At 63.3% G+C, this 21,975-nt stretch carries 26 protein-coding genes; 13 read left to right on the top strand and 13 right to left on the bottom strand.

The features are described 5' to 3' along the window. Window positions 1-2 precede the first annotated feature (2 nt). Together CK222_RS07010 and CK222_RS07005 are read right to left on the bottom strand one after the other, a co-directional pair. Entirely contained in the window at window positions 3-416 is a 414-nt protein-coding gene (locus CK222_RS07010; RefSeq protein ID WP_067002062.1) for a VOC family protein, read from the bottom strand. Continuing rightward, window positions 413-796: a fimbrial protein gene (locus CK222_RS07005; RefSeq protein WP_067002059.1), complete on the bottom strand. Its 384-nt coding sequence runs from the start codon at window positions 794-796 to the stop codon at window positions 413-415. The genes CK222_RS07010 and CK222_RS07005 overlap by 4 nt, the downstream gene beginning before the upstream one ends. Before the next feature lie 114 nt (window positions 797-910). Here CK222_RS07005 and CK222_RS07000 point away from each other — a divergent pair, with 114 nt between their 5' ends. The 3 genes from CK222_RS07000 to CK222_RS06990 all read left to right on the top strand — a co-directional run bounded on the left by CK222_RS07000 (window position 911) and on the right by CK222_RS06990 (window position 3,586). Next, entirely contained in the window at window positions 911-1,903 is a 993-nt protein-coding gene (locus CK222_RS07000; RefSeq protein WP_245432967.1) for an RluA family pseudouridine synthase, read from the top strand. Window positions 1,904-2,113: 210 nt separating this feature from the next. Beyond that, a complete protein-coding gene (rpoH, locus tag CK222_RS06995) occupies window positions 2,114-3,025 on the top strand; it encodes an RNA polymerase sigma factor RpoH (protein ID WP_067002056.1) in 912 nt (303 codons plus the stop codon). Between the two features lie 108 nt (window positions 3,026-3,133). Beyond that, window positions 3,134-3,586, top strand: coding sequence for a hypothetical protein (locus CK222_RS06990; protein WP_197507431.1), 453 nt, complete (start codon window positions 3,134-3,136; stop codon window positions 3,584-3,586). A gap of 293 nt (window positions 3,587-3,879) precedes the next feature. Here the strand turns inward: CK222_RS06990 and CK222_RS06985 are convergent, their stop codons facing one another. The 3 genes from CK222_RS06985 to CK222_RS06975 form a co-directional block, all read right to left on the bottom strand. Continuing rightward, window positions 3,880-4,539, bottom strand: coding sequence for a peroxiredoxin (locus tag CK222_RS06985; protein WP_095799828.1), 660 nt, complete (start codon window positions 4,537-4,539; stop codon window positions 3,880-3,882). A gap of 190 nt (window positions 4,540-4,729) precedes the next feature. Further along, a complete protein-coding gene (locus CK222_RS06980) occupies window positions 4,730-5,095 on the bottom strand; it encodes a cell division protein ZapA (protein ID WP_067002048.1) in 366 nt (121 codons plus the stop codon). A 4-nt stretch (window positions 5,096-5,099) separates the two neighbouring features. Beyond that, a complete protein-coding gene (locus CK222_RS06975) occupies window positions 5,100-5,372 on the bottom strand; it encodes a DUF4164 domain-containing protein (RefSeq protein WP_040973690.1) in 273 nt (90 codons plus the stop codon). 260 nt (window positions 5,373-5,632) lie between these two features. On the opposite strand from CK222_RS06975, the gene tkt reads away from it, so the two are divergent. From tkt to CK222_RS06950, 5 genes are all read left to right on the top strand, one after another. Next, entirely contained in the window at window positions 5,633-7,624 is a 1,992-nt protein-coding gene (gene tkt, locus CK222_RS06970) for a transketolase (RefSeq protein WP_095799827.1), read from the top strand. A gap of 207 nt (window positions 7,625-7,831) precedes the next feature. Next, a complete protein-coding gene (gap, locus tag CK222_RS06965) occupies window positions 7,832-8,842 on the top strand; it encodes a type I glyceraldehyde-3-phosphate dehydrogenase (RefSeq protein ID WP_095799826.1) in 1,011 nt (336 codons plus the stop codon). 168 nt (window positions 8,843-9,010) lie between these two features. Then, complete coding sequence (locus tag CK222_RS06960) at window positions 9,011-10,900, top strand: potassium/proton antiporter (RefSeq protein WP_095799825.1); 1,890 nt, start codon at window positions 9,011-9,013, stop codon at window positions 10,898-10,900. Between the two features lie 102 nt (window positions 10,901-11,002). After that, window positions 11,003-12,199, top strand: coding sequence for a phosphoglycerate kinase (locus tag CK222_RS06955; protein ID WP_095799824.1), 1,197 nt, complete (start codon window positions 11,003-11,005; stop codon window positions 12,197-12,199). A gap of 124 nt (window positions 12,200-12,323) precedes the next feature. Continuing rightward, the gene (locus CK222_RS06950; RefSeq protein WP_095782513.1) at window positions 12,324-13,349 is read left to right on the top strand and encodes a class I fructose-bisphosphate aldolase; all 1,026 of its coding nucleotides are present in this window, start codon (window positions 12,324-12,326) and stop codon (window positions 13,347-13,349) included. 239 nt (window positions 13,350-13,588) lie between these two features. On the opposite strand, the gene CK222_RS06945 is transcribed toward CK222_RS06950, so the two are convergent. Continuing rightward, the gene (locus tag CK222_RS06945; RefSeq protein ID WP_067319322.1) at window positions 13,589-13,768 is read right to left on the bottom strand and encodes a hypothetical protein; all 180 of its coding nucleotides are present in this window, start codon (window positions 13,766-13,768) and stop codon (window positions 13,589-13,591) included. Between the two features lie 184 nt (window positions 13,769-13,952). Here CK222_RS06945 and CK222_RS06940 point away from each other — a divergent pair, with 184 nt between their 5' ends. Beyond that, window positions 13,953-14,117: a hypothetical protein gene (locus tag CK222_RS06940; protein WP_082953649.1), complete on the top strand. Its 165-nt coding sequence runs from the start codon at window positions 13,953-13,955 to the stop codon at window positions 14,115-14,117. A 222-nt stretch (window positions 14,118-14,339) separates the two neighbouring features. After that, window positions 14,340-15,059: a YafY family protein gene (locus tag CK222_RS06935; protein WP_059189944.1), complete on the top strand. Its 720-nt coding sequence runs from the start codon at window positions 14,340-14,342 to the stop codon at window positions 15,057-15,059. A 65-nt stretch (window positions 15,060-15,124) separates the two neighbouring features. On the opposite strand, the gene CK222_RS06930 is transcribed toward CK222_RS06935, so the two are convergent. From CK222_RS06930 to CK222_RS06920, 3 genes are all read right to left on the bottom strand, one after another. Next, window positions 15,125-15,826 (bottom strand): DUF1013 domain-containing protein, encoded by a 702-nt coding sequence (locus CK222_RS06930; RefSeq protein ID WP_095799823.1) that lies wholly within the window; start codon window positions 15,824-15,826, stop codon window positions 15,125-15,127. Window positions 15,827-16,081: 255 nt separating this feature from the next. Further along, on the bottom strand, window positions 16,082-16,222 hold the full coding sequence (locus tag CK222_RS06925) for a DUF1127 domain-containing protein (RefSeq protein WP_067002031.1): 141 nt from the start codon (window positions 16,220-16,222) through the stop codon (window positions 16,082-16,084). A 281-nt stretch (window positions 16,223-16,503) separates the two neighbouring features. Continuing rightward, window positions 16,504-17,514 (bottom strand): NAD(P)H-quinone oxidoreductase, encoded by a 1,011-nt coding sequence (locus CK222_RS06920; protein WP_095799976.1) that lies wholly within the window; start codon window positions 17,512-17,514, stop codon window positions 16,504-16,506. 109 nt (window positions 17,515-17,623) lie between these two features. On the opposite strand from CK222_RS06920, the gene CK222_RS06915 reads away from it, so the two are divergent. The 3 genes from CK222_RS06915 (at window position 17,624) to CK222_RS06905 (ending at window position 19,475) form a co-directional block, all read left to right on the top strand. Further along, window positions 17,624-17,818 carry a DUF1192 domain-containing protein gene (locus CK222_RS06915; RefSeq protein WP_067002029.1) on the top strand — a complete coding sequence of 65 codons (195 nt, stop codon included), beginning with the start codon at window positions 17,624-17,626 and terminating at the stop codon, window positions 17,816-17,818. A 102-nt stretch (window positions 17,819-17,920) separates the two neighbouring features. Further along, on the top strand, window positions 17,921-19,168 hold the full coding sequence (locus tag CK222_RS06910; RefSeq protein ID WP_067002026.1) for an MFS transporter: 1,248 nt from the start codon (window positions 17,921-17,923) through the stop codon (window positions 19,166-19,168). 31 nt (window positions 19,169-19,199) lie between these two features. Then, complete coding sequence (locus CK222_RS06905; RefSeq protein WP_095799822.1) at window positions 19,200-19,475, top strand: metalloregulator ArsR/SmtB family transcription factor; 276 nt, start codon at window positions 19,200-19,202, stop codon at window positions 19,473-19,475. 23 nt (window positions 19,476-19,498) lie between these two features. On the opposite strand, the gene CK222_RS06900 is transcribed toward CK222_RS06905, so the two are convergent. From CK222_RS06900 to CK222_RS06885, 4 genes are all read right to left on the bottom strand, one after another. Further along, window positions 19,499-19,963 (bottom strand): SRPBCC family protein, encoded by a 465-nt coding sequence (locus CK222_RS06900; protein ID WP_095799821.1) that lies wholly within the window; start codon window positions 19,961-19,963, stop codon window positions 19,499-19,501. Window positions 19,964-19,974: 11 nt separating this feature from the next. Then, window positions 19,975-20,310 (bottom strand): metalloregulator ArsR/SmtB family transcription factor, encoded by a 336-nt coding sequence (locus CK222_RS06895; protein ID WP_095799820.1) that lies wholly within the window; start codon window positions 20,308-20,310, stop codon window positions 19,975-19,977. 6 nt (window positions 20,311-20,316) lie between these two features. Next, on the bottom strand, window positions 20,317-20,973 hold the full coding sequence (locus tag CK222_RS06890) for a glutathione S-transferase family protein (RefSeq protein WP_095799819.1): 657 nt from the start codon (window positions 20,971-20,973) through the stop codon (window positions 20,317-20,319). A gap of 91 nt (window positions 20,974-21,064) precedes the next feature. Then, window positions 21,065-21,889: an alpha/beta hydrolase gene (locus CK222_RS06885; RefSeq protein ID WP_095799975.1), complete on the bottom strand. Its 825-nt coding sequence runs from the start codon at window positions 21,887-21,889 to the stop codon at window positions 21,065-21,067. Window positions 21,890-21,975 lie beyond the last annotated feature (86 nt).

The following is a 21,975-nucleotide window of genomic DNA, read 5'->3' as shown; positions in this document are numbered from 1 at the left end:
CGTCAACCCTGCCGTTTCGGCTCGATCAGATCCCAGAGATTGCCGTAGAGATCGGCAAACACCGCCACCGTGCCATAGGGCTCGAAGCGAGGCGCCTCGCGGAATTCGACGCCCCTGCCAAGCATCGCCTGATGGTCGCGGGCAAAGTCGTCCGTTTCGAGAAAAAGAAACACCCGACCGCCGGTCTGGTCACCGATGCGGCTTGCCTGCCTCTCGCCGGAGGCTGCCGCCAAGAGCAGCCGCGCGCCCTGCCTGTTTGCCGGCGTGACCGTCACCCAGCGCTTGCCGCCGCCGAGGTCGACATCCTCGCTCAGCACGAAGCCAAGCCGCTCGACATACCAGGCTATCGCCTCGTCATAGTTTTCGACGACGAGCGCCACGGTCGCAATGCTGCGGTTATCGGCAAAGCCGCTCATTTGTTGCGAATCGCGAACTGGCCGATCACGCGGCGCTCGGCAATGTCGTAGAGAAAGATGGAACGGCTGCCGTCCGCGAGCTCGGCATCGATCGACAGGCGGTTGCCGGACAGTGCCTGGCTGACGACCTTGGCGCCGACCGGCAGCACGATATCGCCGGAGAGGGGCGCGCCGGCCGGAGCCTGGACATCGCCGGCATGCACCGATCCGGCGCCGGGCGCATTGCGGGCTTTGTAGACAAGGGCTCCGATCACCACCATAAGGGCGAGGAACAGAAGACCGAGATTGACGATCATGAAGCGGATGAGCTTCCGGCGCACTTTTTCGGCCGCAGGGTCGAGCGGCTTCTCCTCATCTTCTTCGGCGATCGGCCGGGCCATGACTAAACAATCCGCAACGGTTTCGATGAGCGCTCATAGCGAAGAGACCTCGATTTTGATAGGGCCCCGATTTTGAGACAGGATCAATTGCCGGGCGATGAGTTGGGTGGAGCGGTGGAGCTGGAAACCGGCGCCGATGCCGCAGGCAAGCGCCTCGACCAGTGGCTCACCGCCCAGCTCGGCCCGGAGATCTCACGCAGCCGCGTGCAGGCCCTCATCAAGCAGGGTGCGGTTACGATCGCCGGCAAGCCGGTCGAAGAGGCAAAGCGCAAGATGGCGCCGGGCGAGCGTGTCGCGGTCATCATGCCGCAGCCGGAGCCTGCCGAGCCGCAAGGCGAGGCCATTCCTCTCGACATCCTTTACGAGGACGACGAGCTGATCGTCGTCAACAAGCCGGCGGGGCTGGTTGTGCATCCCGGCGCCGGCAACTGGACCGGCACACTGGTCAACGCGCTGATCCATCATTGCGGCGACAGTCTTTCCGGCATCGGCGGCGTCAGGCGACCGGGCATCGTCCACCGGCTGGACAAGGAAACCAGCGGCGTCATGGTGGTGGCCAAGACCGACCGCGCCCACAAGGCACTGTCCGAGGCCTTCGCCGATCATGGCCGGACGGGCGACCTCGAACGCGCCTATCTGGCGCTGGTCTGGGGCATTCCGCAGCGGCCGACCGGCACCGTCGAGGCCGCGCTCGGCCGCGCCGCCGATCGGGTGCGGCGCGCGGTGGTTCCCGAAGGCCGGGACGACGCCCGGCATGCCGTCACCCATTTCACCGTCGTCGAGCGTTTCGGCGGGCGGCAGAAGGAATTCACCACCGCAAGTCTGATCGAATGCCGCCTCGAGACCGGCCGCACGCACCAGATCAGGGTGCATATGGCGCATATCGGTCATCCGGTGGTCGGCGATCCGGAGTACGGCCAGGCCTTCCGCACCAAGGCCAACCGGCTGCCGGAACCGCTGAAAGGCGAGGTCAAGGCATTTTCCAGGCAGGCGCTCCATGCCTGGCTCCTTGAATTCCGACACCCGACCACCCATCTACCGATGCGGTTCGAGGCGCCGATGCCGAGGGACATGGAGGAACTTGTCGGCGGCTTTCGAATGCTCTGAACCGCCATCAAGACGCTTCAAACCAGCCATCAAAAAACCTGACTGGCGTTGTTCACTTCAGCGTGACACACTGTTTCGTGTTGAACAAATGCCTGTCCTTTCTGGTTTTGTTCCTATATACAGCAGTTGCCGCGAATGAGCCGATTGGCATTCGCGTCACATGCCCGCCGCGTTACGGGGGCATCACTCCAATAGAGAGGGGGCGCTATCATGGCCCAGTCACTACCCAGTATCGTTTCCGGTGAAGGCGGTCTCGCCCGCTACCTGGAAGAAATCCGTCGCTTTCCGATGCTTCAGCCCCAGGAAGAGTACATGCTCGCCAAGCGTTATGCCGAGCATCAGGACACTTCCGCCGCGCACAAGCTCGTCACCAGCCATTTGCGGCTCGTCGCCAAGATTGCCATGGGCTATCGCGGCTACGGCCTGCCGATCGGCGAGGTGATCTCGGAAGGCAATGTCGGCCTCATGCAGGCTGTCAAGAAATTCGAACCGGAGCGCGGCTTCCGGCTCGCCACCTACGCTATGTGGTGGATCAAGGCCTCGATCCAGGAATACATCCTGCGCTCGTGGAGCCTGGTCAAGATGGGCACCACCGCCAACCAGAAGCGCCTGTTCTTCAACCTGCGCAAGGTGAAGGGCCGGATCCAGGCGCTCGACGACGGCGACCTCAAGCCCGACCAGATCGCCGAGATCGCCACGCGTCTCAACGTTTCCGAGGCCGAAGTGGTGTCGATGAACCGTCGCCTGTCGGGCGACGCTTCGCTCAACGCCCCGATCAGGGCGAGCGAAGGTGAGTCCGGTGAATGGCAGGACTGGCTGGTCGACGATCACGAAAGCCAGGAAGAGATGCTGATCGAGCAGGACGAGCTGGAAAACCGGCGCTCGATGCTGTCGGGCGCGCTGTCGGTGCTCAACGACCGCGAGCGGCGCATCTTCGAGGCGCGTCGTCTGGCCGAAGAGCCGCTGACGCTGGAAGAGCTGTCGGCCGAGTTCGACATCAGCCGCGAGCGCGTGCGCCAGATCGAGGTGCGCGCCTTCGAGAAGGTGCAGGACGCGGTCAAGGCCGCGGCCAAGCGTCAAAACCAGGCGCTGCGCACCATCGAAGCGCAGCCGGCGGCGTAAAAGCTCGAGGCATTACGCAAAGACAAAACGGCGGCGCCAGCGTCTGGCGCCGCCGTTTTTAACGTTGCAACACCTGCGATTTGGCAAGCTTCGCAAAGGCAGATGCAAATGTCTTCCCGCCAAGACAAGAAGAGAATTTGGCACGTTTGCGAGTTGCACCGCCAAAGCCTTGGCAAATGTTGCTATCCGTATTACGACAGGTATCGGCGTAGGAAATTTAGCGCTCTGAACGAGCAGACACATGTGCAGAGCGATGCGTCAATGAAAAATGTTCAGTTAATCGATGGCGCCGACAACACCGCGTACAATATCTATGCAGTTTCAGATGAAGATTTTGAGTTAATTTTTCCGAATGGTCAGGATATCGAGTTCATTGAGGATTTCTTTAAGCGCGTTGGGAGCAAAAGGGCGAAGCAGGTTCAAGAAAGTTTAAGTAGAGGTTTACAAAGAAAAACCGAAGTTAATGGTATACACGGAACACTGTTCTATCAGCTAAAACGGCAGAAGAAGCGCTATTACCCAAACAAAAAGTTTTCAGACGACCCTTCATCGACGCGTTGATCGTACGCGAGCAGTCAGAATTGGTATATTAACTCGTCGACCTCCGGCTTCGCACTTTTGCGGTCCGACAATACGTTCCAACGCCTGCGATTGGCGAAGGCGGCGAAACAAGCCCTTTCTCCCCGTCACGATACGGGGAGAAATGTCCGGCAGGACAATGAGGGGCAGCGCCGACGCTGCAAGGTTGATTGCTCAGCAAAAATCTCCGAGCAGCTTGGCGCTCATCTATCGAACGCCGCGCCGCCCCTCATCCGCCTTTCGGGCACCTTCTCCGTGGAACGGGGAGAAGAAGCTCACGCTGTCGGCTGCTTGGTCTTGCGCAGATACGGCAACACCGTCTCGTAGGCGCCGAAGCGCTTGATCGCGTCCTCGTTGGAGACGGCGGCGGTGATGATTACGTCCTGGCCCTGCTTCCAGTTTGCCGGCGTCGCGACCTGATGCTTGGCCGTCAGTTGGATGGAATCGATGACGCGCAGGATCTCATCGAAGTTGCGGCCGGTGGTCATCGGATAGGTCAGCACCAGCTTGATCTTCTTGTCCGGGCCGATGACGTAGACCGAGCGCACCGTGGCGTTGTCGGCCGGCGTGCGCCCTTCAGAGCTCTCGCCGGCGCCCGCCGGCAGCATCTCGTAAAGCTTGGCGACGGCGAGATCCTTGTCGCCGATCAGCGGATAGTTCACCGTCTGGCCGGTAGCTGTCTTGATGTCGGCCTGCCATTTGTCGTGGCTCGACACCGGATCGACGGAAATGCCGATGATCTTGACGTTTCGCTTTTTGAATTCGCCCTCGAGCCCGGCCATCGTGCCGAGCTCGGTCGTGCAAACCGGCGTGAAGTTCTTCGGATGGCTGAAGAGCACTGCCCAGCCGTCACCGATCCATTGATGGAAATTGATCGTCCCTTGCGTGGTCTCGGCCGTGAAATCCGGCGCGATATCGTTGATACGAAGGCTCATCGCGGGCTCCCTACCCTGTGACATGGCGCCGGCATGGGCCAACCCCAGCGGCGCGCGTCAGCTTCTATACCGCCGGAAGGAACGGTTCAAAAGGCTTGTGTCTGCAAGCGTGATCGGAACGACGGAAAAATTTCTGCTTTTCCTGGAAAAGACAGCAGAATTTCCATAGCGGACGCAGGGGATTGGTGGCTTAAGCCTTCTTCACCGCCAGCGTCGTCGCAAGGTCTTCCATGCGCTGCGCAAGTGCCGCGAGCGCGGTCGTCAGCACGCTGTCGCTCTTGTCGGCCTTGGTCAGCGCCTCGTCGCGCGTCTTGCGCAGCGTCAGCACCTCGCTCTCCATGCCCTTGACCCGCTTGTTGAGCTCCGAAAGCTCATCCATCACCATGATGCCGGCCATGACGGTCAGCCGCTGGTCGCCGATCTCGCCGAACGAATCCTTCAAATGCATGACATACCGGTCGAAGCGCTCGGCGAGGTCGATCAGATGCTCTTCCTGGCCCTCGTCGCAAGCCATCCGGTACTGCTTGCCGTCGATGGAAACGGTGACCTGTGCCATTGGCTTACCTGTCCAGTACCGCGCGAATGGTTTCCATGGCGGTCACCAGCCGGCGCGACACTTCCTTGTTGGCATCTTCCAGCCGTTCGGCGCGGGCCTCGGAATTGTCGAGCTCCTGCGCCAGCCGCGAGCGGTCGGCGTTCATGCGCTGCACCTCGGCCTCGGCTTCGGAATAGTCGCGCTCATGCTCGAGCCGCGCCGCCACGGCGTTTTCCAGTCCCTCCATGGCTTTGCCGAGCCTGGCGATGACTTCCTTGAGGGTCGTTTCCCCGGTCATGGCCTTCGTCCTATGCCCTGCCCGTCACCGAATCGCTCACGTTCAGAACGCGTTATCTCGGAAAGATTAGGCGCCGGGTGAAGCGCGCGTCAATAAAGCTCTCGCGACTGTCCCCCGCTAACGCTAATGTAGCGTCGCCGGCGCCTTCACAAGGCCGGCAAAAAAGCACCGATTTGTTGACTCAAAGGCCGCGCCTGCTATGTGTCGCGCACCCTTTCCACGGGCTCTCCCAAGGCTCCAACCCCTATTCCGGAGGAAGCATGACCTCGCGTGAACAACATGATCGGATGGCCAATGCGATCCGTTTTCTTTCCATGGACGCCGTCGAGAAGGCCAATTCCGGCCACCCCGGCCTGCCCATGGGCTGCGCCGACATCGCTACGGTGCTGTTCACCCGCTTCCTGAAATTCGACGCCAAGGCCCCGCACTGGGCAGACCGCGACCGTTTCATCCTGTCGGCCGGCCACGGCTCGATGCTGCTCTATTCGCTCCTGTACCTCACCGGCTACGAGGACATGACGATCGACCAGATCAAGAATTTCCGCCAACTCGGATCTAGGACCGCCGGCCATCCCGAATACGGCCATGCCGCCGGCATCGAGACCACCACCGGTCCGCTCGGCCAGGGCCTCGCCAACTCGGTCGGCTTCGCGCTCGGCGAGCGCATCATGAATGCCGCCTTCGGCAACGACCTTGTCGACCACTACACCTATGTGCTGGCCGGTGACGGCTGCTTGATGGAAGGCGTCTCCCAGGAAGCCATCGCGCTCGCGGGCCATCTCAAGCTCAACAAGCTGATCGTCTTCTGGGACAACAACAACATCTCGATCGACGGCCCGGTCTCGCTCGCCGACAACACCGACCAGGTCGCCCGCTTCCAGGCCAGCGGCTGGAACGCCAGCCACATCGACGGCACCGATCCGGAAGCCATCGCCTATGCCATCGAAGCCGCCCGCCATTCCGACAAGCCGACGATGATCGCCTGCAAGACGACCATCGGCTTCGGCGCCCCGACCAAGGCCGGCACCAACAAGGCGCATGGCTCGCCGCTCGGCGCCGACGAAATCGCCGGCGCCCGCAAATTCTTCAACTGGGAATCGCCGCCCTTCGAGATTCCGGCCGACATCCTCGACGCCTGGCGCGGCGTCGGCACCGCCGGCGCCAAGGCGCGCGCCGATTGGGAAGGCCGCCTTGCCAAGGCCGACGCCAAGCTGAAGGGCGAATTCGAGCGCCGCCTCGCCGGCAAGCTGCCGGACAATTTCGACGCCGTCATCACCGAGTACAAGAAGAAGCTCTCGGCCGACAAGCCGAAGGTGGCCACCCGTAAGTCCTCGGAAATGGCGCTGGAAGTGATCAACGGCGCTGTTCCCGAAACCATCGGCGGCTCGGCCGACCTCACCGGCTCCAACAACACCAAGACCAGCCAGACCAAGAACATCACTCCGGACGACTACGGCCAGCGCTATGTTCATTACGGCATCCGCGAGCACGGCATGGCGGCGGCCATCAACGGGTTGACGCTGCATGGCGGCCTGATCGCCTATGGCGGCACCTTCTTGTGTTTCTCCGACTATGCCCGGCCCTCGATGCGCCTTGCCTCGCTGATGGGCATCCGCTCGATCTTCGTCATGACCCATGACTCGATCGGCCTCGGCGAGGACGGCCCGACCCACCAGCCGGTCGAGCATCTGGCCGCACTGCGCGCCATTCCGAACCACAACGTCTTCCGCCCGGCCGACGCGGTCGAGACGGCGGAATGTTGGCAGCTGGCGTTGGAGTCCGAAAAGACACCTTCGACGCTCGCGCTGACCCGCCAGAACCTGCCGACCGTGCGCAGCGAACACAGCGAGAAGAACCTCAGCGCCTCGGGCGCTTATGAGCTTGCCGCGGCAAACGGCGAGGCGGCCGTGACGATCTTCGCCACGGGGTCGGAGGTCGAGGTCGCCCTCGGCGCCCGCGAGTTGCTCGAAAAACACGGCCATCCGACCCGCGTCGTATCGGTGCCCTGCTTCGAGCTGTTCGACCAGCAGGACGAGGACTATCGCAGGAAGACCATCGGCAACGCCAAGGTGAAGGTCGCTATCGAGGCCGGCATCCGCCAGGGCTGGGACCACCTGATCGGTATCGACGGCATCTTCGTCGGCATGGCCGGCTTCGGCGCCTCCGGCTCGATCGAGCAGCTGTATCCGCATTTCGGCATCACCGCCGAGGCCGCGGCGAAGGCCGTGGAGGCGCGCCTGCACGGCAAGTGAGCCATCGCATGTCGCTCAAAAGCGCGCAGCGATCTCGAGCGGCATGCACAAAAAGCAACGCCCCGTCCGGCGAAGCCCTTCAAAGGATGTCGCCGGACTGGACCAACCTAATCGATTTAAATTCCGGCTTCTGCGGCTGGATTCTTTGCACGCCCGCCGCTATGAAGCAGCGGACCCATCCACTTTCCAGTCCCCAGGGAGAGAAACATGACCGTCAGAGTTGCCATCAACGGATTTGGCCGCATCGGCCGCAACATCCTGCGCGCCATTCATGAATCCGGCCGCAAGGACATCGATGTCGTCGCCGTCAACGACCTCGGGCCGGTAGAGACCAACGCGCATCTGCTCCGCTACGACAGCGTGCATGGCCGCTTCCCGCATGAAGTGACGGTCGACGGCGACCAGATCTCCGTCGGCAAGGAGAAGTTCAAGGTCACCGCCATCAAGGATCCGACCCAGCTGCCCTGGAAAGATCTCGGCATCGACATCGCGCTCGAATGCACCGGTATCTTCACCGCGCGCGACAAGGCTGCCGCGCATCTGACCGCCGGCGCCAAGCGCGTCATCGTCTCGGCCCCGGCCGAAGGCGCCGATCTCACGGTCGTTTACGGCATCAACCACGACAAGCTGACCAAGGACCACGTCGTCATCTCCAACGCGTCCTGCACCACCAACTGCCTGGCCCCGCTTGCCGCCGTGCTGCACGAGACCGTCGGCATCGAGAAGGGCATGATGACGACGATCCATTCCTACACCGGCGACCAGCCGACGCTGGACACCATGCACAAGGACCTTTACCGGGCCCGCGCCGCGGCGCTGTCGCAGATCCCGACCTCGACCGGTGCCGCCAAGGCGATCGGTCTGGTGCTGCCCGACCTCAAGGGCAAGCTCGACGGCATCTCCATCCGCGTGCCGACCCCGAACGTCTCGGTCGTCGATTTCAAATTCATCGCCAAGCGCTCGACCACCGCGCAGGAGATCAACGAAGCGCTGATCGCCGCCTCCAACGGCAAGCTGAAGGGCGTGCTCTCGGTCACCCATCACCCGAACGTCTCGATCGATTTCAACCACGATCCGCACTCCTCGATCGCGGCGCTCGACCAGACCAAGGTCATGGACGGCAACTTCGTCTCGGTACTCTCCTGGTACGACAACGAATGGGGCTTCTCGAACCGCATGGGCGACACGGCTGTCGCCTTCGGCAAGACCATCGCCTGACCTCAGGCTTCCTTTTTGATCGTGTGAAACGCCCGGCTTCGGCCGGGCGTTTTTCGTTCGACGCAGCGGCATGGGGCAAAAAAGCCACGCTGCCGCCTTGCACTGGTCATGTCTTCGCCCCACTCTGCCGTAAAGCGGGAGGGACGCGGATTTGAGGGGCAATTCCGGATGGAGCATGCGATCTATCTCGTGACGCTGGTCGGCACAGCGCTTGTTGTCGCCGCCGCCTTTTCGAGCCTGATCGCCTTTCGCTTCGGCGCACCCCTGCTGCTCCTCTTCCTCTGCATTGGCCTTGCCACCGGCGTCGACGGCCTTGGCATCGAATTCGACAATGCGCGGCTGGCTTATTTCGCCGGCTCGTTGGCTTTGGCCATTATCCTGTTCGATTCCGGTTTCGGCACGCCGCTCAACGCCTTGCGCCAGGCGGCCGGGCCGGCGCTGTCGCTGGCCACCGTCGGCGTCCTCCTGACCACCGGCATTTTCGGCGTCGCCGCCTACTACCTCCTCAATCTCAGCTGGCTGGAATCCTCGCTGCTGGGCGCCGCCGTCGCTTCGACCGACGCAGCGGCGGTGTTCTTCCTGCTGCGCGCCGGGGAAATCCATTTGCGCGAGCGCGTCCGCTCGACGCTCGAGGTTGAATCCGGCACCAATGATCCGATCGCCATCTTCCTCACCATCTCTTTGGTCGAGATCATCGCCGCGCATGCCAACCCGGAGGCAAACGTTCTCGCCACCAGTTTGGTGATCGGCTTCTTCATCAACATGGGACTTGGCGCCGTCATCGGCGTGCTCGGCGGCTTGGCGATCGTGCGCCTCGTTGAGCGGCTGAACCTCGACCATGGCCTGCTGCCGATCTTCGTGCTGACGCTATCGCTGATGGTGTTCGCCGCGGCGGGCGCCATCGGCGGCTCGGGCTTCCTTGCGGTGTATCTCGCCGGCCTCGTCGCCGGCAATTCCGACATTCGCGCCGTCACCATCCTGAAGCGCTTCCAGGACGGTATGTCGTGGCTGGCGCAGATCATCATGTTTTTGATCCTCGGCCTGTTTGCCACGCCCTCGCAATTCCCAGCGATCTTGCTGCCGGCGATCCTGCTCGGCCTGTTCCTGATCTTCGTGGCGCGGCCCTTGGCCGTCTGGCTCTGCCTGATGCCGTTCCGCCTGCCACGTCCGGAGGTCGCCTTCGTCTCCTGGGTCGGGTTGCGCGGCGCAGTTTCGATCCTGCTTGCCATCACGCCACTGCTCGGCGGCCTCGCCAACGGTCGCCTCATCTTCAATGTCGCCTTCATCATCGTGCTGGTCTCGCTGGTGGTGCAGGGCTGGACCGTCGGTCCGCTGGCGCGCCGTCTCGGCCTCATCGTGCCGGCAAGGCTTGGACCGCTCGACAAGGTCGAGCTCGAGCTGCCGGGCTCGGCTCACCACGAGCTGCTCGCCTATCGCGTCGCTCCCGGTAGTCCGGTGGCGCGCGGCGAACGCATCCCGCGCTGGGCGAGGCCTTCGCTGGTGCTGCGCGACGGCCGCTCCATGCGGTTCCAGGACATGGGCCGGCTCGCCGCCGGCGATCAGGTCTACATCTTCGTGCCGGACCGCTATCCGCGCCTGCTCGACAAGCTCTTCGCCAGCCGCGCCGTCGTCGACCCCGAGGATGCCGACTTCTTTGGCGCCTTTGCCGTCGATCCGGCCCGCTCCGCCGCCGAGCTCGAAGCCGCCTATGGGCCCGGCCTCACCGAGGCCGAACAGAAGCTCACCGTCGCGGCGCTGGTCACCGAGCGGCTCGGCGGCCAGGCCGAATATGCCGACCGCGTGATGATCGGCCCGATCGAGCTGATCGTACGCGATGTCGACGAGAAGGGCCGGATCACCGGGCTTGGCCTGTCCTTCGAGCCGACCGCGCCGGTGGCGCGCGTGCCGGTTTTCCTGAGCGCCGGCGAGATCGCCGACCGCATCGCCGCCTTTATCCGCGGCTGGCGCAAACCAGCGCCAAGCAAGGTTCCTCAAAGCGAGCCGGACGAAATGACGACGTCCAAGCCTATAGCGCCAAAATCAGCCAGCGAGAGCTGACGTCACACAACGACATCATTTTTGCACGCGCTGTGCGGCCCAGGCCTTGCATCGTGCCCGGTGGCGGGTAAGGTCGCCGCGTTTTTGGCGGAAAGGACGACCATGGCCGGCTTCAAGACACTCGACGATATCGGCGCCGTTGGCGGCAAGCGCATCCTGGTGCGCGTCGACCTCAACGTTCCCGTCGCCGACGGCAAGGTGACGGACGCCACCCGCATCGAGCGCATCGCGCCGACCATTTCCGAGCTCTCCGGCAAAGGCGCCAGGGTGATACTGCTCGCGCATTTCGGTCGTCCGAAGGACGGCCCGTCGGCCGAATTCTCGCTGGAGCCGATCGCTCGCGCCACGGCGGAAGTGCTCGGCCGCCCGGTCGGCTTCGCCTCCGACTGCATCGGCGACAAGGCCGCCGACGCGGTTGCCGCCATGAAGGATGGCGACGTCCTGCTTTTGGAAAACACCCGCTTCCACAAGGCCGAGGAGAAGAACGATCAGGCCTTCACCGAAAAGCTCGCCGCCAATGGCGACATCTACGTCAACGACGCCTTTTCCGCCGCGCACCGCGCGCATGCGTCGACCGAAGGCCTGGCGCACCGCCTGCCGGCCTATGCCGGCCGCACCCTGCAGGCCGAGCTCGACGCGTTGGAACAAGGTCTCGGCAATCCGGTGCGGCCCGTCGTGGCCATCGTCGGCGGCGCCAAGGTCTCGACCAAGATCGATCTTTTGATGAACCTGGTGAAGAAGGTCGACGCGCTGGTAATCGGCGGCGGCATGGCCAACACCTTCCTCGCCGCGCGGGGTACCGATGTCGGCAAATCGCTCTGCGAGCATGACCTGGCCTCCACCGCCAAGCAGATCATGATCGAGGCGGCCGAAGCCGGCTGCGCCATCATTCTGCCCGCCGACGGCGTCGTGGCGAAGGAATTCAAGGCGGGTGCCGCCAGCCAAACCGTCGCCATCTCCGACGTGCCCGCAGACGGCATGATCCTCGATGTCGGCGAGAAAACCGTGAAGAGCGTCGCCGATTGGATCGACCGCGCTGCCACGCTGGTCTGGAACGGCCCGCTCGGTGCATTCGAGATCGAACCCTTCGACCGCGCCACGGTGGCTGCGGCAAAGCATGCGGCAGCCCGCACAAAGGAAGGCAAGCTGGTTTCGGTCGCCGGCGGCGGCGACACGGTGGCCGCGCTCAACCATGCCGGCGTCGCCGACGATTTCACCTATGTCTCGACCGCCGGCGGCGCCTTCCTCGAATGGATGGAAGGCAAGCCGCTGCCGGGCGTCGAGGTGCTGAAGCGCTGAGTCATTCAAGACTTTCCGAACGGACGCCGCTATCGAGACTTTCAATCGATTCGAGCTTTTCGGCGTCATTCCTTTGGCGGTAGTGTTCTGCTAGCGCGGAATAAACGCCCCTTAGGAGAGCACCATGAGCGAACGTCTCGAAGACATTGCCGCCGCGATCGTGGCGGATGGCAAGGGCCTTTTGGCCGCCGATGAGAGCTCCGGCACCATCAAGAAGCGCTTCGACGTCATCGGCGTCGAATCGACCGCCGACAATCGGCGCGACTATCGCGAGATGATGTTCCGCGCCAAGGAGGCGATGACCAAGTATATTTCCGGCGTCATCCTCTATGACGAGACCATTCGCCAGAAGGCTGCCGACGGCACGCCGCTGGTCGACATCATCAAGGCCGCCGGCGCCATTCCGGGCATCAAGGTCGATGTCGGCGCCAAGCCTCTCGCCGGCTTTCCCGGCGACACCATCACCGAGGGTCTCGATGGCCTGCGCGAGCGGCTGGCGGACTACTATAAGCTCGGCGCCCGGTTCGCCAAATGGCGCGCGGTGATCGACATCGACACCGCCAAGGGCGTGCCGTCAGCCACCTCGATCGCCTCCAACGCGCATGCGCTGGCACGCTACGCCGCGCTCTGCCAGGAGGCAGGCATCGTGCCGATCGTCGAGCCGGAAGTGCTGATGGACGGCGCCCACTCGATCGACACCTGCTACGAGGTGAGCAAGGCGACCCTGCTGAAGCTCTATGGCGAGCTTTATGCCGCACGCGTGGTGCTCGAAGGCACCATCCTCAAGCCGAACATGGTCATCTCCGGCAAGAAATCGGGCAAGAAGGACAGTCCCGAAGCGGTCGCCCAGAAGACGATCAAGCTGTTTCGCGAAACCGTGCCCGTGGCGGTGCCCGGCATTGCCTTCCTGTCGGGCGGCCAGGACGACGAGGAAGCGACGGCCAACCTTAACGCCATCAACGTCATCGGCCCACATCCGTGGAAGCTCTCCTTCTCCTACGGCCGCGCCCTGCAGGCGGCCGCGCAGAAGGCCTGGAGCGGCAAGGCGTCGAACGTCGCCGCCGGCCAGGCTGCCTTCATCCATCGCGCCCACATGAATCATCTGGCGGCGCTCGGACAATGGCAGCCGGCGCTGGAAAAGGCCGCCTGATAGCAATGCATGTCGCCCAGAAGTGTGCAGCGGTTCTGGGGCAACGATATGCATCAATAACGGCTTGAAGCGCGTCGACGCGCTTTGAGCTTTCCCTAAAGCGCTGAAAACCCGGGCCAAGGCCCGGGTGCCAAGGCCCGGGTTTTGTTTTTGCCGGCCGCACTCCTAGCTGAGGCATCGAAACAGCGGGGGGCCAGCGCCGCCTTTCGCAGGCCGTCCCCACCTGATATCGACGTGCCTCAAGCCCAATGACCAAGCACGGCCGCCAGCGAGATTGCGGCCATTGCAAGCAGCGCCAGCTTCCAGAAATCGCTGCGGCGCTTCAGCCCCGGCCAGCCGAGCGGCTTGATGATTTGGATGAGCATGATGCCGATGATGACAAGGGCGAGCAGTTTCGTCATGCCGCCTTTGAGCAGCATCCTCGGCGGCTGTCAAAGCGGTTCTTGGCGCTTTCGCACCGCATCGCTCCTGACAAACGAAGGGACATCCATGGGACCGCGCTGATCGTTCTGGCGCCGGCTTCGGCTACCTCGCACCCCTGCTGACAGACTGCTGTCAGCAGGGGTGTGAGATACTCCTCTCGTCAAAAAGAGGAGCTCGGTCATGAACGGTTTTACCATCCTGCGTAGCGTGCAGCACTATGTCGGCAAGATCCGCACCGTGCGGAACGAGATCCGGACCCAGCGTTTCCTGAACACTTTGCCGGCGGACATTCGCAAGGACATCGGTTGGCCGGACCTTTATAACGGCCGCGTGCGTGAGAACTGAAATTTTTCGGCGCATGACTTGGATAGCGGCCATGGCGCGCCCAGATGTAATGTCGGTTGAAACGCTGGGTTTCAGGAAAGACGCCGTTGTCCGGTGGTGGAGTGGCTGCAGCCTCCTGACACTATGTTGTCAGGAGGCTTGCGTTATTGAAGCAGCCTCGAACCTGCGGGAACCGGTTTTGGGACCGCGGCATGCGTAGAACCGAAGCCAAGGGGTCAAACGATGCGCCGCGCCGACAGGCTTTTCCAGATCGTGCAGCATCTGCGCGGAGGCAGACTGGTCACCGCGCAGAAGCTCGGGACGTGGCTCGAGGTGTCCGAGCGGACCATCTACCGCGATATAGCCGACTTGCAGTCGACCGGCGTGCCGATCGACGGCGAGGCGGGTGTCGGCTACATGATGAGGGAAGGTTTCGACCTTCCGCCGCTGATGTTCACGCGTGACGAGATCGTGGCGCTGGTTGCCGGCGCCCGCATGGTGCGCGCCTTCGGCGGCGCGGCGATGGCAAGGGCCGCCGACGAGGCGCTGGTCAAGATCGGCGCGGTGCTGCCCGACACGGAAAAGGATCGCATCGCGCGCACCGAGATCCACACGCCGATGTGGGTGGTGAGCGATGCCGCGCGCGAGGCGATCGACCTCATCGAGCGCGCCATCGAGAAGCGCCAGGTGCTCACCATCGACTACTCGGACGAAGCCGGGCGCGGCACGGCGCGCGACATCCGGCCCCTGGGCCTCTGGTTCTGGGGCAAGGTATGGACCCTGGTCGCCTGGTGCGAGATGCGCGACGATTTTCGCGCCTTCCGCATCGACCGCATCGCCTCGGTGGTGATTGCCGGGCGTATCTACAAGCCGGAGCGCGGCAAGCAGCTCGCCGACTTCTACCGCGCCGTGGAACGCAGCGAGGATTACGGCATGGCGCCCGATCGAGCGGCGCGGACCTGACCTCCCCAGGCACGGCCGACAAAAAAGCCCGCGCGAAGCGGGCTTTTTTGTCGGGCTGGGAGACCTTACTCCTCTTCCCCGTCTTCTTTCTTGTCCTTCGACTTCAGCGCCGAAAGCTTGGCGAACACGGCATTGGCGTCGAGCTCCTGATCCTCGTCCTTCGGCTTCTCCGGAGCCGGCGTCAGCCTTTCGGTCAGCGCCGCCGGCAGCAGCGTGTCGCCGGCAGCCGGCTGTGCCTGCTCGCGGCCGCGCGAGGCGCGGTTGACTTCCATGTCGAGGTCGATCTGCGAGGTCAGGCCCAGCGTCACCGGATCCATCGGCTGCAGATTGGCCGAGTTCCAATGCCGGCGCTCCCGAATCTGCTCGATCGTCGACTTGGTCGTGCCGACCAGCCGCGCGATCTGCGCATCCTTGAGTTCGGGATGGTTGCGTACCAGCCAGAGAATGGCGTTCGGCCGGTCCTGGCGTTTCGACAGCGGCGTGTAGCGCGGGCCTTTGCGCTTCGATTCCGGCACCCGCACCTTGGGGTCCGAGAGTTTCAGCCGATGGTTCGGATCCTTCTCGCCGCGCGCGATCTCGTCGCGGGTGAGCTGGCCGGTCATGATCGGGTCCATGCCCTTGATGCCCTGCGCCGACTCGCCGTCCGCGATCGCCTTGACCTCCAGCGGATGCAGCCCGCAGAACTGCGCGATCTGCTCGAAGGAGAGCGCGGTGTTGTCGACCAGCCAGACGGCGGTGGCCTTGGGCATCAGCAGCGTATTGGCCATGTCAAAAATCCTTCTCGTTCGCCCGCGTTCCCGCGCGGGCGGTGGTTTTAGAGCCACCAAAATGGGAAATTCGCGGCCTGTATAAACGCTCCGTCACGATTTCGCAATGTTTTTGGGAGGGGAGCAGCTGGGACCCAAAAAGACAAAACCCGCCGGACGGAGTCCAGCGGGTTCGGAACCGGAGACGAGCAAGCGTCTGAGACGGCTCTGGCTTCGAGACTACGGCCCAGCCTTGCGGCCGGGTCGTGCTTCAAATCAAAGAGCCTGGCGAGCGATACGCTCGATGTCGCCGCGGTTGATGCCGAGGTCGTTCAGCTGGCGGGCGTTCAGCTTGTTCAGCTCACGCACCGTCTCATTGTAGAGGCGCCAGTTGCGGAAAGCGCGGATCGGGTTCATTTCAGTCCTCCATTCACGGGATCAGTTGTTCGATGCCGCGTAAATAGGCACCCTTGCCTACGAATTGAACGGACTCTTTTGCATGGCGGCAATGCATTTTGTGCATTGCAGCATTAGGCCTTTGTTCAGTCTCTCGTCAGGGATCCGAACGCCCAGGATGCGTCGAGGATTCAGGTTAGGCCAAGCCCAAAACGGTTGGTCCGCAAACCGGAGCGGAACGTGAGCAGCGGAAGCGCAGGACACAATTGTTTGCAGGCCGGCCTCACCTATCGGGCGACATCCTAGCCGACGTCGAGGACGATCTTGCCGATATGCTCGCCCTCCTCCATCCGCTCATGCGCCCGCCAGGCCTCCGTCAGTGGGAAGATCATGTCCATGACCGGAGCGACCTTGCGGGTGCCGAGCAGCGGCCAGACCTGAGCCTCGAGCGCCGCCGCGATGGCTGCCTTGAATTCGACAGTGCGCGGCCGAAGCGTCGAGCCGGTATGGACAAGGCGCTTGACCATGAGCTTTGCGAAGTCGGTGCTGGCGACCGCACCGGCCTGTACGGCGATCTGGACGATGCGTCCTTCGACCGCCGCGGCGTCGTAGTTGCGCGCCACATAGTCGCCGCCCACCATGTCGAGGATGACGTCGGCGCCCCGGCCGCCGGTTGCGTCCTTGACCTCGGCAACGAAGTCCTGCTGGCGATAATTGATCGCCCGGTCGGCGCCGAGCCCAAGACAGGCGTCGCACTTCTCCTTGCTGCCGGCCGTGGTGACGACATAGGCACCGAATGCCGAGGCGAGCTGTATGGCCGTCGTGCCGATGCCGGACGAGCCGCCATGGACAAGCAGCGTCTCGCCTTTCTTCAGCCCGCCGCGCTCGAACACGTTGTGCCAGACGGTGAAGTAGTTCTCCGGCACGGCCGCGGCCTCGGAATAGGTAAAGCCCGCAGGGATCGGCAGCACGCTGCCGGCATGGACCTTGACATATTCGGCATAGCCGCCGCCCGGCGTCAGCGCGCAGACCCGGTCGCCGGTGCGCCAGCGCGATATCGCGTCGCCGAGCGCCGCGATCTCACCGGCCGCCTCGAGCCCGGGCAGGTCCGAGGCGCCGGGCGGCGGCGGATAGGCGCCTTTGCGCTGCTGCACGTCAGGCCTGTTGACGCCGGCCGCGTGCACGCGGATGAGGACCTCGCCGGGGCCGGGCGTGGGCACGTCGCGCGTCTCCGGCTTCAGCACCCTGGGACCGCCAGGCTGCGAGATTGCGATCGCCGTCATCTTTGCCGGAATATGCTGTCCGCTTGCCATGAATTGTCCCGTTTCCTCATGCCGCTGGCCGGCTGTTTGCATCGGCATCCCTGCCCTATGTATGCTCATTACCAAATCAGGCAAATGGTGAAATCAGGGAGAAGCGACGATGGCGATCTTCGACGACGAACCCAGGAAGAAGCCCCGCCCACACGAGATCGGACAGGATCTGTCGCTGCTGTCTGTCGATGATTTGTCCGAGCGCATTGACCTGCTGCGCGAAGAGATCGCGAGGCTGGAAGCTGAGCGGGCCGCCAGGGGCGCCACCAAATCCGCCGCCGAGGCACTGTTTCGCCGCGGATAATCCTGGCTGCATGGCCAGCCGCCCCGGAAAAGCCTGAAAGCGACTGCCAGAGCTGCACTCTCAAACAGACCTGCGCTTCGAAATTACCAGCCGGATCAGCCTATGTTCGCAACCTACCGACCGATCCTCTCGCTGCTGCGCGGCACCGCGTTCCTGCTGGCGGCCTCCGGCCTGCATGGCCTGCTTTTGCCGCTGCGCGGCCAGCTTGAGGGGTTCTCGACCGCCTCGCTCGGCCTGATGGGCACGGCATGGGCCGGCGGCTTCGTCACTGGCTGTTTCTTCGCGCCGCGGCTGGTGCGCCGTGCCGGTCATGTCAGGGCGTTCGGCGCCTTCGCCGCCTCCGGCGCAATCATTGCGCTCCTCACCGGCCTCATCATCGACGAGTATTTCTGGATCCTGCTGCGCGCCTTCACCGGCTTCACCATGGCCGGCGCCTTCATGGTCATCGAAAGCTGGCTGAATGAGAAGGCCACCAACGAGAATCGCGGCACCGTCTTCGGCCTCTATATGATGGTCACCTATGCTTCGATCATGGGCGGCCAGATGATCGTCGCCGGCGGCGATGTGAAATCGGCCTCGCTGTTCATGATCACCGGCATCCTGTTCTGCCTGTCGCTCCTTCCGACTGCGGTATCGACCCAGTCGCATCCGAAGCCGCTGCAGGATGTCAAGCTCGACGTCAAAGGCCTCTACGCCAATTCGCCGGTGTCGGCGGTTGCCTGCCTTCTGATTGGCATAGCCAATGGCGCTTGGGGCACGCTCGGCGCCGTCTATGGCGCCCGCATCGGCATCTCTACCGCCGAGATCGCGCTGATGATGAGCCTGGTGGTCATCGCCGGCGCGGCCATGCAGCTCCCCGCGGGCCGGCTATCCGACACCACGGACCGCCGTTTCGTGCTGGCGGGCGCAGCCTTCGGCGCGGCACTGTTTGCCGTGCTGGTCTTTCTGGTCGAGCCGCGTTCCGGCGTTTTCGTCATCTTGCTGACGGCCGCCTACGGCGCCTTCGCCTACACGCTCTATTCGATCGCCGTCGCGCATGCCAACGACCACGCGCGGGCGGAGGATTTCGTCAAGGTTTCCGGCGGCCTGCTGTTGCTCTATGGCTTCGGCACCATGATCGGACCGCTGCTGGCCGCCGCTTTGATGGGCTGGCTGCGCCCCGAAGCGCTCTTCCTTGCGACCGCGCTCGCGCATCTCTGCCTTGCCGGTTACACGCTGCTCCGCATCCGCGCCCGCGCGCCGGTTCCGATCGAGAACCGCGATGCCTTCAAGACGCAGCCGGCCGACCGCGCCGTCACGCCGGAAGCCTTGCGGCTCGACCCGCGCACAAAGGTTGAAACCGATGGTTGAGATTTGGGGAACTTTGCCCCACAAATGAAGCATGATGTTTTCCGACGCTTTCGTGGCGATAGCCGATCCCAACCGGCGCTATCTCTTGGAAGAGCTCCGGCGCGGTCCCAAGACGGTGAATGAGTTGGCGGCCGGTTTGCCGGTTTCGCGCCCGGCCGTTTCCCAGCATCTGAAAGTCCTGCTCGACGCCGGTCTGGTCAAAGCCAGGGCCGAGGGCACCAGACGCGTCTACGCCGTCAGCACCGCCGGCTTCCTCAGGCTGAATGTTTGGCTGGATCAATTTTGGGAACTCTCCCCTGGAGGGTGACCGCTGGCCACCAGCCGGAGGCCTCAGTTCGCTGCCTGCAGCGCCGCGCCAAGCGCGTCGAGCAGTTCGCCCGTTCCATGCTGGCGCGTGGCCGGCGAGTCGATGCCGTCGAAGAAGGCCCCTTGCTCCGTAAGAATCAGTCGCGTTCCCTTGCCTTCCGCGATGAGCTCGATCGTCGCCAGCGAAACCGAAACTCGGGTTTCGCCGAACAGCAGCTCATAGCTGTAGACGATGCGTTTGTTCGGCACGATGTCCTGGTAGACGGCGTTGAAGAAATGCGTCTGCCCGTCGCTCGGGCAGCCGGCATTCACCTCCTTGCCGCCGATGCGAAAGTCCATTTCATGCCGGCTCGGCATCGGGTTGTCGGGATCGAAGAACCAGCGCTTCTTGGCCGCCGGATCGCTGAGCGCGAAATAGACCTTTTCGGGCGGCGCCGGATAGTGGCGTTCGATGACGAAGGTGGAATGGACGACGGATCGTTCGGTCATGACGGGCCCCTTCAGGTTTGGTCGGTGATGTCCGTGAGAAAATCGCCGAGCCGGTCGAGCCGGCGTTCCCAGGCCAGTCGCCGCTCGTTGATCCAATGCTCGGCTGCCCGCAATGCGTTTGGCTCGATCCGGCAGGTTCGCACCCGGCCAAGCTTCTCGGTGCTCACCAACCCGCTCGTCTCGAGAACGGCGAGATGCTGGACGACGGCCGACAGCGACATCGCCAGCGGCTCGGCCAGCTGACTGACCGATGCCGGTCCGCGCGACAGACGTTCCACCATCTGGCGCCGGGCGGGATCGGCAAGCGCCTGGAACATCAGGTCGAGCTGGGCGGGATCATGCAGCATCGAGGCCTAGCCATTATTGTAGGGGAAGAACTTGAAATAGGGCTGCGCCTCCTCGATCACGCGGGCGAAGCTCGGCCGTTCGAGCAGACGGTCGTGATAGCGCTTCACGGCGGGGAATTTGTCGCCGAACGGCTCGACCTTGTTGGCGTAAAACAGCGCCGGCGAGGCGGCGCAGTCGGCCAAAGTGAAATGGTCGCCGACCGCCCACGTTTTTGACTGCATCTCCCGTTCGATGATGGCGTAGGAATTGCGCAGCTGCTCGCGCGCCTGCTCGACTCCGAACGGATCGGTCTTGTTTTGCGGCCGCAGCCGGTCGCCGACGATCTTCTGCATCGGCTCCTGCACGTAGAAGTCGTAGAAGCGGTCTGCCTGGCGCACCTTGATGGCGAGGTCGACGTCGGCGGGAATGAGCTCGACCGGCCCGGGATAGTAGGCGGTGAGATATTCGATTACGATGGTCGATTCCATAACCGTGCGGCCCCGCGCGTCATCGCGCAGGGCCGGCATCTTGCCCGTCGGCGAAACCTTCAGGAAAGCCGCGCGCGACGGCGCATCGCCGAGATCGACGATCTGCGGCGCAAACGGCGTGTTGTTTTCGTAGACCGCGATCAGCGGCTTCCAGCAGAAGGAAGCGAGCGGATGGAAATACAGCGTCAGGGACATTTTTTCTCCTGTCGGCGGAGGTCGAGGCAATACTGAAGTGATCACTTAACTATTTTCGCAGACCGCTGGTGTCAATCCTAATCCCGCCGGGCTAGCCAAATGCGGCGATTGCTTCGACGATGTGCGGCCAATCGTTGCGGTGCAGTTCGTGGCCGCCGCCTTCGATCCGCACCAGCCTGCCGCCGGCAACCGCGGCGGTGAGCGCCTCGCCGTGCTCGATCGGGAAGAGCGGATCGGTAGTGCCGTGGATGACGAGCAGCGGCACGGTCAAATCCCTTATTCGCCGCTCCGGGCCGCCGCTCTTCAGCAGGAAGTGGTTGGTGGCGCTGGCGAGACCGCCGGACCGATCGTAGTCCTCCTCGATCATCGCACGTGTCCGTTCGCTGTCGAACGAATGCAGGGTGCTGGCGATTGCGCGAGCGTCCCTGACCATGAAGTCGATCACCTGTTGCCGGTTCGACCAATCGACATCGGCACCTTCGGCGGAATGCTCTCGGTAGGCCTCGCTCGTCCCCGGCAAACCGGACGTATCGACACCGAGCGGTGAGCTGGAGACCACGGTCAGCGCGCTGACCCGTTCGGGATATTTCAGCGCCACGATCTGCGCGATCATGCCGCCCATCGACATGCCGACGACCTGCGCCTTGGCGATATTGTGATCGTCGAGCACACGGACGGCATCATCGACCATGTCCTCGAACCCGTAAGGCGGCGCGCCCGGCGTGTACTTGGTCGAGAGACCAGTGTCGCGATTGTCGTAGCGGATGACGAAACGGCCGCGCTCGGCAAGCGCCCGGCAAAAGGCTTCCGGCCACCAGAGCATCGAGGCCATGGCGCCCATGATCAGAAGGATCGCCGGGTCGGCCGGATCGCCGAAGCTTTCCGAATGGATCTCAGGGCGAGGCAAGATGGTCATCCTTCTCTCCTCCATCTCCCAATCTGCTTGCATATTGCAATCAGTTGCACGATAAGCAGGCTGATATCATATTGCAACCGGTTTTT

Source organism: Mesorhizobium sp. WSM3866, assembly GCF_002294795.1.
In the GTDB taxonomy this organism is placed as follows: Bacteria; Pseudomonadota; Alphaproteobacteria; order Rhizobiales; family Rhizobiaceae; genus Mesorhizobium.
This window is presented reverse-complemented; position numbering and strand designations above follow the sequence as displayed.

What these genes read in the sequence shown, in the direction of transcription:
- CK222_RS07010 (WP_067002062.1), bottom strand. Translation starts at nt 416, where the DNA reads ATGAGCGGCTTTGCCGATAACCGCAGCATTGCGACCGTGGCGCTCGTC.
- CK222_RS07005 (WP_067002059.1), bottom strand. Translation starts at nt 796, where the DNA reads ATGGCCCGGCCGATCGCCGAAGAAGATGAGGAGAAGCCGCTCGACCCT.
- rpoH (WP_067002056.1), top strand. Translation starts at nt 2,114, where the DNA reads ATGGCCCAGTCACTACCCAGTATCGTTTCCGGTGAAGGCGGTCTCGCC.
- CK222_RS06990 (WP_197507431.1), top strand. Translation starts at nt 3,134, where the DNA reads ATGTCTTCCCGCCAAGACAAGAAGAGAATTTGGCACGTTTGCGAGTTG.
- CK222_RS06985 (WP_095799828.1), bottom strand. Translation starts at nt 4,539, where the DNA reads ATGAGCCTTCGTATCAACGATATCGCGCCGGATTTCACGGCCGAGACC.
- CK222_RS06980 (WP_067002048.1), bottom strand. Translation starts at nt 5,095, where the DNA reads ATGGCACAGGTCACCGTTTCCATCGACGGCAAGCAGTACCGGATGGCT.
- CK222_RS06975 (WP_040973690.1), bottom strand. Translation starts at nt 5,372, where the DNA reads ATGACCGGGGAAACGACCCTCAAGGAAGTCATCGCCAGGCTCGGCAAA.
- tkt (WP_095799827.1), top strand. Translation starts at nt 5,633, where the DNA reads ATGACCTCGCGTGAACAACATGATCGGATGGCCAATGCGATCCGTTTT.
- gap (WP_095799826.1), top strand. Translation starts at nt 7,832, where the DNA reads ATGACCGTCAGAGTTGCCATCAACGGATTTGGCCGCATCGGCCGCAAC.
- CK222_RS06960 (WP_095799825.1), top strand. Translation starts at nt 9,011, where the DNA reads ATGGAGCATGCGATCTATCTCGTGACGCTGGTCGGCACAGCGCTTGTT.
- CK222_RS06955 (WP_095799824.1), top strand. Translation starts at nt 11,003, where the DNA reads ATGGCCGGCTTCAAGACACTCGACGATATCGGCGCCGTTGGCGGCAAG.
- CK222_RS06950 (WP_095782513.1), top strand. Translation starts at nt 12,324, where the DNA reads ATGAGCGAACGTCTCGAAGACATTGCCGCCGCGATCGTGGCGGATGGC.
- CK222_RS06945 (WP_067319322.1), bottom strand. Translation starts at nt 13,768, where the DNA reads ATGCTGCTCAAAGGCGGCATGACGAAACTGCTCGCCCTTGTCATCATC.
- CK222_RS06940 (WP_082953649.1), top strand. Translation starts at nt 13,953, where the DNA reads ATGAACGGTTTTACCATCCTGCGTAGCGTGCAGCACTATGTCGGCAAG.
- CK222_RS06935 (WP_059189944.1), top strand. Translation starts at nt 14,340, where the DNA reads ATGCGCCGCGCCGACAGGCTTTTCCAGATCGTGCAGCATCTGCGCGGA.
- CK222_RS06930 (WP_095799823.1), bottom strand. Translation starts at nt 15,826, where the DNA reads ATGGCCAATACGCTGCTGATGCCCAAGGCCACCGCCGTCTGGCTGGTC.
- CK222_RS06925 (WP_067002031.1), bottom strand. Translation starts at nt 16,222, where the DNA reads ATGAACCCGATCCGCGCTTTCCGCAACTGGCGCCTCTACAATGAGACG.
- CK222_RS06920 (WP_095799976.1), bottom strand. Translation starts at nt 17,514, where the DNA reads ATGGCAAGCGGACAGCATATTCCGGCAAAGATGACGGCGATCGCAATC.
- CK222_RS06915 (WP_067002029.1), top strand. Translation starts at nt 17,624, where the DNA reads ATGGCGATCTTCGACGACGAACCCAGGAAGAAGCCCCGCCCACACGAG.
- CK222_RS06910 (WP_067002026.1), top strand. Translation starts at nt 17,921, where the DNA reads ATGTTCGCAACCTACCGACCGATCCTCTCGCTGCTGCGCGGCACCGCG.
- CK222_RS06905 (WP_095799822.1), top strand. Translation starts at nt 19,200, where the DNA reads ATGATGTTTTCCGACGCTTTCGTGGCGATAGCCGATCCCAACCGGCGC.
- CK222_RS06900 (WP_095799821.1), bottom strand. Translation starts at nt 19,963, where the DNA reads ATGACCGAACGATCCGTCGTCCATTCCACCTTCGTCATCGAACGCCAC.
- CK222_RS06895 (WP_095799820.1), bottom strand. Translation starts at nt 20,310, where the DNA reads ATGCTGCATGATCCCGCCCAGCTCGACCTGATGTTCCAGGCGCTTGCC.
- CK222_RS06890 (WP_095799819.1), bottom strand. Translation starts at nt 20,973, where the DNA reads ATGTCCCTGACGCTGTATTTCCATCCGCTCGCTTCCTTCTGCTGGAAG.
- CK222_RS06885 (WP_095799975.1), bottom strand. Translation starts at nt 21,889, where the DNA reads ATGACCATCTTGCCTCGCCCTGAGATCCATTCGGAAAGCTTCGGCGAT.